11 protein-coding genes are annotated in these 14,504 nt (G+C 50.5%); 3 read left to right on the forward strand and 8 right to left on the reverse strand.

All coding sequences use genetic code 11. The annotated features are described in order from the left end of the window. Positions 1-13 precede the first annotated feature (13 nt). A complete protein-coding gene (gene uvrB / locus NDK47_RS24690; protein WP_251872361.1) occupies positions 14-1,990 on the reverse strand; it encodes an excinuclease ABC subunit UvrB in 1,977 nt (658 codons plus the stop codon). Positions 1,991-2,161: 171 nt separating this feature from the next. On the opposite strand from uvrB, the gene NDK47_RS24695 reads away from it, so the two are divergent. Both NDK47_RS24695 and NDK47_RS24700 read left to right on the forward strand, forming a co-directional pair. Next, positions 2,162-3,079 carry a flagellar hook assembly protein FlgD gene (locus tag NDK47_RS24695; protein ID WP_251872362.1) on the forward strand — a complete coding sequence of 306 codons (918 nt, stop codon included), beginning with the start codon at positions 2,162-2,164 and terminating at the stop codon, positions 3,077-3,079. A gap of 334 nt (positions 3,080-3,413) precedes the next feature. Beyond that, positions 3,414-3,911: a hypothetical protein gene (locus NDK47_RS24700; protein ID WP_251872363.1), complete on the forward strand. Its 498-nt coding sequence runs from the start codon at positions 3,414-3,416 to the stop codon at positions 3,909-3,911. 135 nt (positions 3,912-4,046) lie between these two features. On the opposite strand, the gene NDK47_RS24705 is transcribed toward NDK47_RS24700, so the two are convergent. From NDK47_RS24705 to ftsE, 6 genes are all read right to left on the reverse strand, one after another. Continuing rightward, a complete protein-coding gene (locus NDK47_RS24705) occupies positions 4,047-5,774 on the reverse strand; it encodes a hypothetical protein (RefSeq protein WP_251872364.1) in 1,728 nt (575 codons plus the stop codon). Positions 5,775-5,956: 182 nt separating this feature from the next. Next, entirely contained in the window at positions 5,957-7,225 is a 1,269-nt protein-coding gene (locus NDK47_RS24710; RefSeq protein WP_251872365.1) for a PDZ domain-containing protein, read from the reverse strand. 118 nt (positions 7,226-7,343) lie between these two features. Beyond that, on the reverse strand, positions 7,344-8,822 hold the full coding sequence (locus NDK47_RS24715) for a S41 family peptidase (RefSeq protein ID WP_251876366.1): 1,479 nt from the start codon (positions 8,820-8,822) through the stop codon (positions 7,344-7,346). A 99-nt stretch (positions 8,823-8,921) separates the two neighbouring features. Further along, the gene (locus tag NDK47_RS24720) at positions 8,922-10,121 is read right to left on the reverse strand and encodes a murein hydrolase activator EnvC family protein (protein WP_251872366.1); all 1,200 of its coding nucleotides are present in this window, start codon (positions 10,119-10,121) and stop codon (positions 8,922-8,924) included. Between the two features lie 21 nt (positions 10,122-10,142). Further along, positions 10,143-11,039 (reverse strand): permease-like cell division protein FtsX, encoded by an 897-nt coding sequence (gene ftsX, locus NDK47_RS24725; protein ID WP_251872367.1) that lies wholly within the window; start codon positions 11,037-11,039, stop codon positions 10,143-10,145. Continuing rightward, positions 11,029-11,715, reverse strand: coding sequence for a cell division ATP-binding protein FtsE (ftsE, locus tag NDK47_RS24730; RefSeq protein WP_251872368.1), 687 nt, complete (start codon positions 11,713-11,715; stop codon positions 11,029-11,031). Before ftsE ends, ftsX begins: the two co-directional genes overlap by 11 nt. 389 nt (positions 11,716-12,104) lie before the next feature. Between ftsE and NDK47_RS24735 the strand changes: the two genes are divergently transcribed. After that, a complete protein-coding gene (locus NDK47_RS24735; RefSeq protein ID WP_251872369.1) occupies positions 12,105-13,262 on the forward strand; it encodes an iron-containing alcohol dehydrogenase in 1,158 nt (385 codons plus the stop codon). A gap of 125 nt (positions 13,263-13,387) precedes the next feature. On the opposite strand, the gene NDK47_RS24740 is transcribed toward NDK47_RS24735, so the two are convergent. Further along, positions 13,388-14,482, reverse strand: a complete 1,095-nt coding sequence (locus NDK47_RS24740) for an aKG-HExxH-type peptide beta-hydroxylase (RefSeq protein WP_251872370.1) — start codon at positions 14,480-14,482, stop codon at positions 13,388-13,390. Positions 14,483-14,504: the final 22 nt, after the last annotated feature.

The raw sequence follows: 14,504 nt of genomic DNA on the forward strand, positions 1-14,504 counted from the left end.
TCGTTACCTCTCCTTAGAGCTCTGCCTTCAGCTCAAGAATCAAATCACGCAATTCGGCTGCGCGCTCGAACAAAAGGTTGCGCGCGGCTTCTTTCATTTCTTCTTCCATCCGTTCGATTACCAGCAGACGATCTTTTTTCGGCATCTTCTTAAATTCTGCATGCGGCAGGTAGTCCGCTTTCTCTTCCGCTACTTTGGTCGCTTCGATGACTTCACGGACCGCCTTCTTGACCGTCTGCGGCGTAATTCCGTTTTTCTCATTGTATTCTGTCTGGATCGCACGACGGCGCTCAGTCTCGCGGATCGCCGCCTGCATCGAATCCGTTATTTTGTCCGCGTACATGATGACCCGTCCCTCAGCATTCCGGGCAGCGCGGCCAATCGTCTGGATCAAAGAGCGCTCGTTGCGCAGGAAGCCCTCTTTGTCCGCATCCAGGATCGCGACAAGCGAGACCTCCGGCAGGTCCAAGCCCTCCCGCAGCAGGTTAATCCCGATCAGCACGTCAAATTCGCCAAGACGGAGGGAACGCAGAATCTGCATGCGCTCAATCGTCTTGATATCCGAGTGGAGATAACGCACCTTGATGCCGACATCCTTCAGGTAGTCAGTCAGATCTTCCGACATCTTTTTCGTCAGGGTGGTGACCAACACACGCTCATCTTTGGCAATCGTCGCCTGAATCTCTCCGATCAGATCGTCAATCTGCCCTTTGATCGGGCGGACAGTTACGGTAGGATCGATCAGACCGGTCGGACGGATCACCTGCTGTACGACCTCTGGGCAACGCTCCAGCTCATAGGGTCCAGGCGTAGCTGACACGTAAATCGCCTGGTGTACCTTGGCTTCAAACTCTTCAAATTTAAGCGGGCGGTTATCGCGCGCGGACGGCAGGCGGAAGCCATGCTCTACCAGGACGTCCTTTCTGGCGCGGTCCCCGTTGTACATCGCACGAACCTGCGGCAGTGTCATATGCGACTCATCCATGATGAGCAGAAAATCATCAGGAAAATAATCGATCAAGGTATACGGCGCGTGCCCCTCGGGCAAGCCCGTGAGGTGACGCGAGTAGTTTTCAATGCCGGAGCAAAAGCCCATCTCCAGCATCATCTCAATATCGTAGCGGGTGCGCTGCTCCAGACGCTGGGCCTCCAGCAGCTTGCCGGCCTCACGGAATTCCGCCAGTCTTTTCTCCAGCTCCAGCTCGATGTTTTGAACTGCACGCTTCATCTTCTCTTCCCGCGTGACGTAGTGGGAAGCAGGGAAGATCGCGACATGATCACGCTGCCCCAAGATTTCTCCGGTCAGGACATCAATGGATGTAATCCGCTCGATCTCATCACCGAAAAACTCGACGCGAATGGCCTGTTCGCTGTGGGACGCCGGAAAGATCTCCACCACGTCTCCACGGACGCGGAATGTGCCGCGGGTGAAGTTGATGTCATTGCGGTCGTACTGGATGTCCACCAGACGGTGCAGGATCTCATCCCGGCCTTTTTCCATGCCAACACGCAGCGACAGCAGCAGCTCCCGGTATTCTTCCGGTGAACCCAAGCCGTATATGCAAGACACCGAAGCGACGATGATCACATCGCGCCGCTCAAACAGCGCACTCGTCGCGGAGTGGCGGAGCTTGTCGATCTCGTCGTTGACGCTGGAATCCTTTTCTATATACGTGTCCGACTGGGGAATGTACGCTTCCGGTTGATAGTAATCGTAGTAGCTGACGAAGTATTCCACGGCGTTGTTCGGGAAAAACTCCTTGAATTCGGCGCACAACTGCGCAGCGAGCGTCTTGTTGTGGGCCATGACCAGCGTCGGCTTGTTCACTTGGGCAATTACCTGGGCAGCCGTAAAGGTCTTCCCCGTACCTGTCGCCCCCAGGAGTGTCTGATGCCGCTTGCCGGCCAGCACTCCTTCGACCAGACCGGCAATGGCTGTCGGCTGGTCACCGGACGGCTGAAACTCCGATACCAATTCAAAACGGTCCATTCCCTCGTTCATCTCCTTGTCACATCTCATTTCCATTATAACACATTCGTTCAAAAAATAAGCCGGAAATTCGAACAAATGTTTGTCTTTACTTTGGAGCCCCATTTGCCGATACCTTTGAAAGAAGAACGTTTTGCATTGAAGCACCCGTCAAAGACAGGGAGGTTCACCATGTCAGATACAGTCAAAGTCAACAACAGTTCGAATATACAGCCCCATCTCAGCTACAAAGGAAAAAAGGAATTCTCCACCGAGCTGGACCAGAACGCCTTTATGAAGCTGATGCTGGAGCAATTGAAGCAGCAAGACCCGCTCTCGCCAATGGACAACTCGCAATTCCTGCAGCAGACCAGCATGATGACGATGGTCGAAAAGCTGACCAAAATGACCATGCTGATGGAGCAATCCAACAACAGCATGCTTACCCTGCGTGAATACGAAAACCTGATCGGCCGAACAGCCACCTATGATCTGCAGCAGAAAGATGAGCTGACTGGAGATGTCACACATACGAAAAAAACAGCGATGATCGAGTCCGTTTACCTCGATCAGGGGAAAATCTATTTCCGCATGAAAGACGAGCCAACACCTATTGCCCGCGACTGGGTTGAAGGCCTGGAGTCCAAAGGCTTCTCCGGCAACAGTCTGGACAACAGTCTGAAATACGCCGACATGATCGGCAAAGAGGTCTCCTACAAGGAGTCCAGACAGGTAGATCAAAATGGACAGTCAAGCACGGTAGACGAGATCAAAAACGGTGTGATCGTCGGCTTTACCATGAAAAACAATGCCGTTCAATTTCAGTTGGACAATGGGTCTTCCATCGGCGTAGAGAATATTACCGGGATGTCGGTCAAGCCGGAAAACCTGCCCATGGACCATACGCTGCAATACGCGCAGATGATCGGCTACTCCATCACCTTTACCGAGTCGAATACGCAGCCTGACGGCAGCTCGTCGACAACCGAGAGCAGCGGGCTGATCAAAGCGGTCAGCATGAAAAACGGTCTGGTCGAATTTGTCCTGGACGACGGGAAAAAGGTGAAGCTGAATCAAATTACGGGATACGAGGCCCAAGCCTATACCTAAGAACCACTTTCCTCATATAGCCTCTATTCGTATCGCTATAGCCATCGGCTTAGCCGGTGGCTTTTATTATCGTCATTGCCTTGATCAAAAGAAATGACCACCCTTGAGCTGTGGCTGGCTAAGGCGGTCATTTCGCACACTTTGCAAGTAAGCTAAGCCGATATACCGAAGGGAACCGTCAAGTACTTCACCGGCATGGTGCTATCAACACCGTGACGGTGTTTTTCATTTTGCCCCTTAAATCGGCTAAAAGATAACGCTTTTACCGGGATATATACCGTGGAATATGTGGTATAATCTGGTAAATGTTAAGTCATTTAAAGGAGGACGATTAATGAAAGTGAAATTCCTTATCACCTTTGTGCTGTTGTTCTTCACCTTACTTGGTTGCTCATCTTCTGCAGAACCAGGCGAGAATGCATCTAAGCTTATTACCAGCTATAAGCAGGCCCAATATCAAATAGAACCTGTCACCATTACTACCTCAAATCGACAGCAAGTAGCGGATGAAATTAACGAAAAAGTTAAGCCGTATTTGACCGATCATACACACCAATTGTTTGTAAATAATCGAGATGCTTATACAGCAGTTCATTCAGCTGAGAAGAGCTATACTGTGCTCGTAGAAAGTGTTGTTATTGATCAAATCGAAAAAGATACGGACAAATTTCAAGTTAGCTACACGATGACGCTTACTTATACTTCTTATGATAAAAAAGAGACAAAATCTGAAACCGTAAAATGCCAGGCGGACATTGTAAACGAAAATGGTGATTGGAAAATCAGTCGAGATTGGGAATCACGACACCCTGAAATACTTAACTCTCTGTGATTGGGGAATTTTGCTGATATTTCGTTTCCCTGTGGCAGGAACCTGAAACCAATACTGTCGCTCTGAAAAAACCGCTCGGCTTCATCCCCGAACGGTTTTTAACATGCGAATATGGCTGCCAATGCACAATCTCATTTATTCATCTACAACCACTTTTCCAGTCAAGGCATCGATGTAAACCGTCGTGTCCACTTTTTCCTCTCCCCCGCAGAAGCAATGTGCGCGGGACTGCCGGAAGGACAAGTCATAAGCCAATTTCCACTCCGGTGCTGGCTCTGTTGCTTCCGTTGCCCTTTCTGCCTTGCTCCAGATCTTCACGTATGAAAGCTCAAGCGGGTACGCTTTTAAGAGTGCGGACAGAGCTGCCTGTTCCGTAACGGCTTTTTTCCGTTCAGGATAGGTTACTTGATCATATGGTTCTGCAGTCAGCTCGAGAATGGAACCGTTCACCGGGTTGACCGCGATGACAAATGCCCCGTCTTCTGTGAACTGTCCTTTCCGATAAACAGGCACTCCTTCTTTGAGCGGGTCGGCAATCCAGCGGCTCATTTCCGTCGTACCGGCATCATAGATGCGGAACTGCTGCGCCCCTGCCGGCAGCAAGCGCTCGATCCAGGACACCGCTGCTTTCAAATCCCTTGCCTTGTCCGTCTGTTTCCGCGGCTCTGTTCCGTCGTTTTTCACCATGCGAATCAGCTTTCCGGTCTTCTCATCCACCTCGACCAGAATATGCAGCTTGCTGTCTGCCTTTACATCGCTTGGAAATTGGCCCAGGTGAAATGGTTTTTCCTCGTCGGCAATCTCTTTGTCAAAGCTTCCCCACAGGTAGACCTGCGCCTTTTTCCCGTCACCCCGGTCATAGGAGAAGTCAGTGAGCGGCAACTTGCCCAGGTCCACTCCTGTAATATCCTTGGCAAAGGCTTTTACTTCTGCCTCAGACTTCAGAGTCGCATAGTTGCCTTTTCCTGTGATGGAGAGCGTCTTCGCTTGGTCGTCCGCAGTTGACATCGTTTTTCCTGTCATCGCATCAAGAGCACTTCCTGTATGCGATCCTTTGACGATTCCGCCTTTGACTGCGTAAACCAGATGGGCTTTCAGCGGCGCTTGTATTTTTTCATTTTCCACAGCAGCTGCAGGTTGCAACTGATCCTCGACGAGATAGACCAGCTCAAGCGGTTTTGATTCCGTATAACGCTGCATCGCCGTCGCATAGGACATCACGCGCTGGGCAGACGGCATACCTTTGGGATCAATCGTTTCGTACATGGCACCGCTAAACGTCTGGAAGCCGACAATCCGTCCGGTCGCATCGACTGTCACCAAACAATCATAGGGATCGCTCAGGGCGATCTGATTATGTTTACGGACAAAGCGGACGACAGAGGTACCGTCTTGACGGGTCACACTGCTCGCTTCGTACATTTTTCCATATGGATGGAGGCCGTAGAGGAAAGAAGCCGCTTTTGTCTTGACCATTTCATCGCTGAGTTTGCCTGTCTGACCTTTCTCCTCCGCAGGCTGCAGCTCCAGCACCAACAGATTGCCAGTCTGTGAATCAAAAATGGCCCGGTTGTTCGTTGCCGCGTTTGCCGCTTTGGATGCCGTTACGAATGACACCATATCACCGCTGACACCTGGTCCGTCGACGGGTCCCTCGTATTGCACGGACATGCTCTTCAAGTCAGGGAGCAGCCGCGTTACATTTTGAATCCCCTTAGAGATCGGTACAGGAGTGGGTGTTACGGGTGTTTCTGCGTTCGCTGCCAGCGCAAGCGAGGAAGAGGCAAGCGGGAACGAAAGCAGACCGGCTGTTGCCACTACACCGGCACATATTTTCACGGCATGTTTTCTGTATCTGTTCATGCTGGTTAATTCCTCCTTTTTCTACTCGCTCATAAGACGGCCGGATAAATGGTCTCGTTACATTCCCTCACCATAAATTAAAATGAACAATTCTGAAGAGTTTTCAAACGACAAAAAACCGGGTTGAATTGACTGCCAGCCATTTCAACCCGGGAGTTGCAAACAAGACGCGCACGCTCTTTTCACGCACCAAGATTCAATTTTTCCAGCTTTTGCTTTACCAACTGCACAACGCTTGCCTGCTGCATATCCACGAACACACGTGTGGACGCATCCGGTACGACGATGATCCCCAATTGATGATGGTTGCCTGCATAGACGGCGCATTGCACGAATTTGACCTCTCCTTCCAGCGTCAATACTTCCATTTTGCAAAAGGCGGAGTTGACCTGCAGGGCAGGGTAAAGGTCTTCTTTTTTATGCACAGCTTGTCCATTTACTTTCACGATGATTTCACCGGGACGAATCCCGATCTCCTCCGCAGGTGTCCCCGGCAACACGGCCATCACTTTCACCCCGCGTGAGGATTGAATAAAGTAAGGCGCTTTTTGTCTTTCCTGCCACTCGCCCAGCCAGAACAAGCCTTCATGGCCCAGGAGTGCGAACAGTGCTGCCAGGAAGGTCAGCGGCGACCACAATAAAGCCAGGGCCGTGAGTCCAAGCAGCAAAAGCGCGTAGGCTGTCAGCTGTCTGGAAATTTGCCCAGCCTTTCGCTCGGCTGTTTCCGTCTGTGTCAGCGCAGAAAAGCCGGTAACCGAGGGGAGCAGCAAAAGACCATAGGACGCTGCACCGGATGCAAAGAAGGGCCAACCGGAATACAGCGTACCGCTAAATCCGCCCGCATCTACGGGAACAAACAGCACGAGCGGCGTCACCCAAAAGGAATGCAGCAGATAGGCGCCGACGATCCGCCCGCGCTGTCCCTCTACAAATAATGGCGAAGCGTCTCTCCCTCGGTTCCAACGGACCAAGAGCGCCTCGATCAGATGCATGATGGCCACCAAAGCTAGAAGCGGCATAGGCTTTGCCTGAGCGATCATGTTCCACACCCCTCCGATCACCGGCGCACTTTCAAGTCCGGGCAGAAGGCTCGCCACTGGTTGGAAAATGGCTAACAAGCCAGCGGCATAGGCAAAACAAAGATAACGCAATCTGATCAGGGCCAACAGAGCAGCCAGTCCCCACAACAGCCATAAATCCTGCATCTGGATGACAATTCCCAGAGCCGCCGACAAGCATGAGATCAACAGACCCCCTGCCACCCCCATTCCGAGGGCGCGTACCGTCTGCTGGAGAGGGCTTTGAATGCGAACGGCAAAAAGCTGTCTTTCCAAAAGCATCTGACGTCGGTAGTGCAAATAAATCAACAGCAAAAACAAGTAAAAGACAGGGTTCAGAAAGAAACGGCCAAACCCTGCAAGTATCGACAGAATATCTCCGTGCATTGTCATCTGTTACACCTCACATGTGAACAGCTACTCATACCGTTCAAAAGAAAACCACGGCCGCTTTCAGCCGTGGTTACCATTTCTACGGAAAGGCGGTAATTCCCTGCCTTTGTCTCCTGGATTATTTTGCTTTTGCCTGCTGGGCCACAACCTCAAGTGCTTTTTGCAGCTGGAGATCGTTTTCCGGTTTGCGCATTTCCTCACGCAGGCTGTCTTCCATAGCCGTCCGTGTCGCCTGATCCACCACACCGGTAGTCGGCAGCTTGTGAGCCGTCTGGAAATTCTTTACGGCCTGCTCCGTTTTCTCGTCAAAGTATCCATCATCACGACCGGTTGGCAGGTTCAGACCTGTCAGGATCAACTGCAGGTTTTTCACATCATTGCCTGCCATGTCTTTGCCCAGCACCTTGTCTGCCGGAAGCTGTGTAGCATTAAAGTATGCCGGTTGTTCTACCTTGACATCCGGTTCGATGCCTTTTTCGTGAATCCAGTTTCCTTTCGGCGTGAGCCATTTGGCAATGGTCAGCTTCAGTTGACTCTTATCCGCCATCTCCATGGTGCTTTGCACGGTGCCTTTACCAAAGGATTTTTCCCCAATCAGTTTGTAGCCGCCGCTTTCGCTCAAGGCTCCGGCGAGAATCTCGGACGCACTCGCGCTGCCGCCATTGATCAGTACAGCGATTGGATACGGTTTGGCCGCGTCCAGCTTGGAGAAGTATTCTTCACGCTGCTTGTTGGCTGAACCGTACTCGATTTCTACAATTTTTCCCTTGTTCGGTATCAGTGTCTCACCGATTTCTTTTACAGCCAACAGATAACCGCCTGGATTGCCTCGAACATCGATCAGCAAACCGCCAATTCCCTGTTTCTCCAGATCTGCCAGTTGGTCTGCAAAATGCTTCGCCGTTTCCGAGGAGAATTGTGTCAGGTTGATCACACCGACTTTTACTCCATTTTTCTCCATCACATGGCTGGTCACTGTTTCAATCGGAATATCGTCACGAATGCAGACAATGGTCAAAGGTTCCGGGACACCCGGCCTGATGATTTGCAGGACGGCCTTGCTTCCTTTGGGTCCGCGGATCTTGGTGACGGCCTGGTGGAGGTCCAGCCCTTCGAGCGACTCTCCGTTTACACTGACAATCTGGTCATTGGGACGCAAGCCCGCACGTTCGGCCGGGGAACCCTTGAAGGGTGAAACCACGGTCACACGTCCGTTTTGCATCGTCACTTCTGTCCCGATCCCCTGGAAGGTGGAGTGCAGGGTCGAATTGAATTCTTGCGCTGAGCTCGGGTCCATGTAGTCGCTGTACGGATCTTTCAGCGAGCCCACCATGCCGCCGATGGCTCCTTCCACCAACTGGTCTGTCGTTACGTCTTGAATGTACTCTTGCTTGATGGCAGAGAAAGCATCAAGCAGTTTTTTAAATTCCTTCGGGTACTCTTGTTGGCCCCCACTAAACAAAGAACCTGCCGCAGCCGTAATAGCAGGTGCGTTACCTGTGCTGGCAGATGTTTTTAGCAATCCCATGGTCAAAAAACTGCTGGCTACCATGGAAACGAGCACGAGGGCAAATACGGAACGTCCATTCCATTTCATTGTCACGACACCATCCTTTGTGCTCCCCGGTGGAAAAGGTATGCAGCTAGTGTATGCGATTCTGGCAGCCAATATTGCCGAAAGATCTCCGGATCAAGCCTAGCGCAGGAACGGCATCGGATCTACAGCCACTTCATTTTGATATACGGTAAAGTGCAGATGATTTCCGGTCGAGCGGCCGGTGGAGCCGACCTCTGCAATCTTTTGGCCTTTCTCCACTTTTTGTCCCACGGAAACCTTGATGCCACCCTCACGGATATGGCCGTATAGCGTGGTGATTTGCGGACTGTGTTTGATCATCACCGCGTTGCCGAAGCCTCCGTAGTATCCGGCGAAAACCACGTATCCCGATTCTGCCGCTTTAATCGGGGTTGATTTTGGCGCTGCCATGTCTACTCCATTATGCCCAGCAGATTTACCGGTAAACGGGTCTTTGCGGACACCGAAACCGGAAGACCAGCGGAAAAGGCCGTCGTCTATCGGCAATCCCAGGCGTCCGCCTTTGTAACCGTTGCTGCTGGCACTGAGCAAACGTACCTTTTCAGCGTACTTGGCCTCTTCCTGTTTGACAAGAGCAAATAATTGCTGTCCGTATTCTTCCAGGCTTTCATTCAACTCCACTTCCTGCTTCTGCAGCTCCGCCTTCACGACGGCGCTTCGCTTGTACTGCTTGTCCAATTCTGCTTTCAGATTTTCCGCATCTTCGTACATCCCCGCATAGACGGTCAATTGATGATCAATTTCATTCTTCTTCTGTTCTATCGTATCCTTGTCGCGCTTATTATCTTCCAAAATTTTGGTATCCTGCTCCAAAATCAGCTTCAAGCCTTGAACGCGCGTGAGGAAATCGCCGAAATCGGAGGAGCCGAGCAGCACATCGAGATACGAGACATTGCCGCGCTCATACATCACTCTTACCCTGGTTCGAAGCAAACTGTCACGTTTGGCGACGCGGTCCTTCGCTTCATCCAGATGATCCTGCGCTTCCGCTGCCTTTACCTTGGTGACTTCCATCTCCGCTTCAAGCTTGTCCAGCTTGTTTTGGGTTTCGTTGCGGCGAAGATCGATCGCCATCAGCTCATTTTCCAGATCCTTTTTCTGCTTTTTTACAGATGCAATCTTATTCTCCGTCTCTGTTACCTGTTTCTTTTGCGCATTTCTTTTCTGCTGAATCGCCTTTAATTCCTGGTTGATTTTGTCTAGGGATGACTGGCTGGCTGCCCAGCTAACAGTGATTGGTGCCACGGACGCGGTCAACAGACCGGTCGCCAGAATGGATAACAGTATCTTCTTCCTCATGGTTCTCCTCCCTAGTATGTATTACACCCGCAAGAAGCGGCGTACGGACACCAGACTGCCCCAGATCCCGATAAAAGCGCCAATCGCCAGCAAGGCGAGGGACACTTGGTACACGAGTGGGAACAGCGGCAACAGTTGGAATAATTGAGAGGCGATCATGCTTTCATTGATCGCTTTGACCACATAGTGGTAGCTGACAATCAGCAGAACGATGGGAATCAACGCACCGACAATCCCCATCAGCAAGCCTTCGACAAAAAACGGCCAACGGATAAACCAGTTGGTGGCGCCTACCAGCTTCATGATTTCAATCTCCCGGCGGCGGGCTACGATCGTCAGTTTGATCGTATTGGCAATCAGGAACATCGCCGTAAAGCCAAGACCGATGATAAAGCCGATCCCTACGTTGCGAACCGCGCCGGTTGCCGCAAACAGCTTTTCTACCGTTCCCTCACCGTAGGTGACGCTGCTGATCAGTTCGAGCTTTTTAACTTCATCGGCAGCCTGTGCCGTGTCCTGCGGCTGTTTGGTCCGGATGACAAAAGTATCAGGCAACGGATTTCCCTTCTCTAATCCTTCAAACAGATAGGCTTTATCCCCCATACTCTCCTTAAATTGCTTCAGCCCTTCATCTTTGGGAATAAACTGAACAGAGGCTACCTTGGGAATCGCCTTAATCTTTTGTTCCAAAGAAGTAATATTCTCTTTTGTCGCCAGCGTGTCGATAAAGGCGCGAATCTCCACCTGCTTTTCGACGTTTTGTGCGAAGAAATTGACGTTCATGGCCAAAACCAGAAAAACACCGAGGATTAACAGAGTAATGGTCACGGCGCTGATGGAAGCAAAGGTCATCCAACCGTTCCGGACGAGGTTTTTGACCCCTTCACGGGCGTGACGGCCCAGCGTTCTAATCTTCATAACCGTATTCCCCTCTCTGTTCGTCACGGGCAATCTGTCCCGCCTCGATGGCAATAACCCGCTTTCTCATGGTGTTTACGATTTCTCTGTTGTGAGTAGCCATGACGACCGTCGTCCCCCGCTGATTGATTTCCTCAAACAGCTTCATGATTTCCCAGGATGTCTCGGGGTCGAGGTTACCGGTCGGCTCATCCGCGATGATGATGCCGGGATTGTTCACCAGCGCCCGCGCCAATGCAACGCGCTGCTGTTCTCCGCCGGACAACTCTCTCGGCAGCATTTTCGCCTTGTGCTTCAGCTTGACGAGTCCCAGCACATCCATGACTCGCGGTTTGATCTGCTTGGGAGAAGCCTCGATCACTTCCATCGCAAATGCTACATTTTCAAACACACTCAAGGTCGGGAGCAGTTTAAAATCCTGGAAGACTACGCCGATGCTTCGGCGCACGGTCGGGATTTGGCGCTCCTTGATGCGGCTGACATTGAAGCCGCCGAGAAAAATCTGTCCCTTGGTCGGCTTTTCTTCGCGGTACATCAGTTTGATAAACGTGGACTTTCCTGCACCGCTCGGGCCGACCACGTATACAAATTCACCTTTTTCGATGCGAATATTAATCCCTTTGAGGGCATTGGTACCATTGGGATAAGTCTTCCATACGTCAAACATCTCGATCAAGCAAATCACATCCTACATTGTCAGATCCATCTATCAATTACTCGGCAGATCTTTGATTTTTGGGTACGCCTGCAAATGACGGACGAGGCAGACATGTCAGTCGCCCGTTTTTCCGACACCGCTTGCGTACATTCTCCGGCATTTGCCGCGAGCAGTTGCATGAGGCGACAACAAGAATAGTCATCCCATCTATTATACCACCCTGTTTCGATGATGGTATCCACTAAATCTCTCATTTCTTGTCGAATTGGCAATTCTTCCGGGATGTGTTCGACATCTGCCGTTTTTTCTGCTTTGGAAGATTGCACTTTGCAAAGCGCGGGCAACTGGTTTGAACGCTTTGGATTCGCTACAATAGAGGGGAAAAAGTCGTGAAGGGAGCTCTCCTGATGAACAATTTCATTTATCATAATCCCACTGAATTGCTCTTTGGAAAGGGACAATTGTCCCATTTGACAGAGAAAGCGCGGCAGCTCGGAACTTCGGTGCTGCTGGTATACGGGGGAGGGAGCATCAAACGATCGGGGCTTTACGACAAAGTCGTCGGCTTGCTGCAGGAGGCTGGATGCCGAGTGCATGAGCTTTCCGGTGTGGAGCCCAATCCGCGTCTCTCGACGGTGAAAAAGGGGATCGAGATCTGCCGTCAGGAAAATGTGGAGTGGATTTTGGCCGTGGGTGGAGGAAGCGTGATTGACGCGGCCAAAGCAGTAGCTGTGGGCGTGCCGTATGAAGGCGACGTCTGGGATTTTTACCTGCGTACAGCCGTTCCTGAGGCAGCATTGCCGCTCGGAACCGTGCTGACACTGGCAGCAACCGGCTCAGAGATGAACCGCAGCAGCGTTGTGACGAATTGGGAGACGCAAGAGAAGCTGGGCGCCAGTACCACATTTCCCACCTTTTCGATTCTGGACCCGGAGCACACCTTCACCGTTCCCCGCGATCAAACGATTTATGGAATCTGCGATATGATGTCACACGTCTTTGAGCAGTATTTTAGCCATACAGAGGAGATCGCGCTGCAGACACGGTTTGCCGAATCGATTCTGAAAACCGTGATCGAAACGGCTGAACGGGTCCTGGCAAACCCCGAGGACTACGACGCTCGTGCTACGATCCTGTACTGCGGCACGATGGCTTTGAACGGAACCCTGCCCGTCGGTGTCGAAACAGACTGGGCCACCCACAAAATCGAGCACGCCGTAAGTGCCGTCTACGATATCCCGCATGGCGGCGGTCTGGCAATCATATTCCCCAAATGGATGCGCTATGTCTACCGTGAAAATGTGAGCCGGTTTAAGCGCTTTGCCGTAGAGGTATGGGGTGTCGACCCGTCAGGAAAATCGGAGGAAGAGATCGCTCTGGCCGGAATTGAAGCGACGGAGGCCTTCTTCGCCCGAATCGGTGCGCCGACCCGCTTGGCGGATTACAAAATCGGCGAGGAAAAACTGCCAGTAATGGCGGAAAAGGCTACGCCCTTTGGGCCGATTGGAAGCTTTAAGCAGCTGACCAGTGCAGATGTGGCGGAGATTTTGCGGATGTGTTTGTAGCGTACCCAACTCCTAATTCTTAAAGCTATCCGGAACGGACAAATCCGCGAATATCCCGCAGATAAAATGCAAAAGGGGCGTCTCTTAGTCGAAAAAATCGACTCTTGAGACAGCCCCCGAGATTTTTAAGTGCTAAAGGTGGTAAGTCTGGAGTTCTTTTTAGAAATTTGACTATAGTATAGCAGCATTTCCTCCAACAAGCTGGCACCTATTTCTGTGAATCTCCCATGTTGTTTTAAAGTAGACAGTGCATCAAACAAATCATCGATGACCGATTGCAATCTTTCATGTATCTCCGGATAAGGATGAACTTCCTGTAAACGATCATACCAAAAAGCAACGCGAGTAAATACATAGGCCCCGTGATAAATACCGCTAATGGGTCTTGGATCTTTTCTCCAGGGGGAACGAAAAAGCTCATTTTGTGGATTTAAAAATAGGGAATCAACTTCCAAGAGCTGATTTAATCGGTTGTGACTCGCTTCATGAATGATATTTTCAACCGTGTAAAGTTGATCATTTGTACGGTATTGTAAGAAGATAGCTCCTTGAAAGGATGATATTGTCCCACCTCCGATAGCATCTGTGTCAAGTAGACTGATTAGCCTGAGGTGTCCGATAATTTCCTTGTACATCTCTATCCAGTAATTTCTAATAATATCTAGTGAGCCTTTAAAATACCAGTAATCTAATAAGCTATATCTTTCATAAGGAGGAAGAACGGGGGAATCGCTCCCATTATCCTTTAACAACTGATTGGATTCATGTGCTAAATATTCTCGTATTAATCTATCCGATGAATCTAATTCGACGTACCCGTCTAACAAATCCATTTTCCTACAAATAAAATCAGGATACGGTGTGTTTTGTTCTTCGTATGAAGCGGGAATCAAGTGATCCATTGATAGTTCTTTAACCAACTCATTAACACTTAAAGATATGGTATTGTTGTGAAAAGTCATCTCCAAGGGTTGGTTAGCATACCGCACATGAAATCTAAGAAAATAGGGATGGCCAAGAAACCGCAACTCGGCGCGGTCATCTAATAGAAAACTCATGCTAGGTAACAATAGCTTTCTTCGAAGCAAAGGGATCAACAAAAACCTATTCAATTCGTATTGTTCTTTTTTAATCCCCTCTTGGTCACCTGCCGTAACGACTGGCTGCCACCTCTGAGATAGCCAAAAGATAAAAACGGGATGGAGAATTTCTTTCCACAATTCTACATCATTTGTTCGGACA

Source organism: Brevibacillus ruminantium (assembly GCF_023746555.1).
Classification (GTDB): Bacteria; Bacillota; Bacilli; order Brevibacillales; family Brevibacillaceae; genus Brevibacillus; species Brevibacillus ruminantium.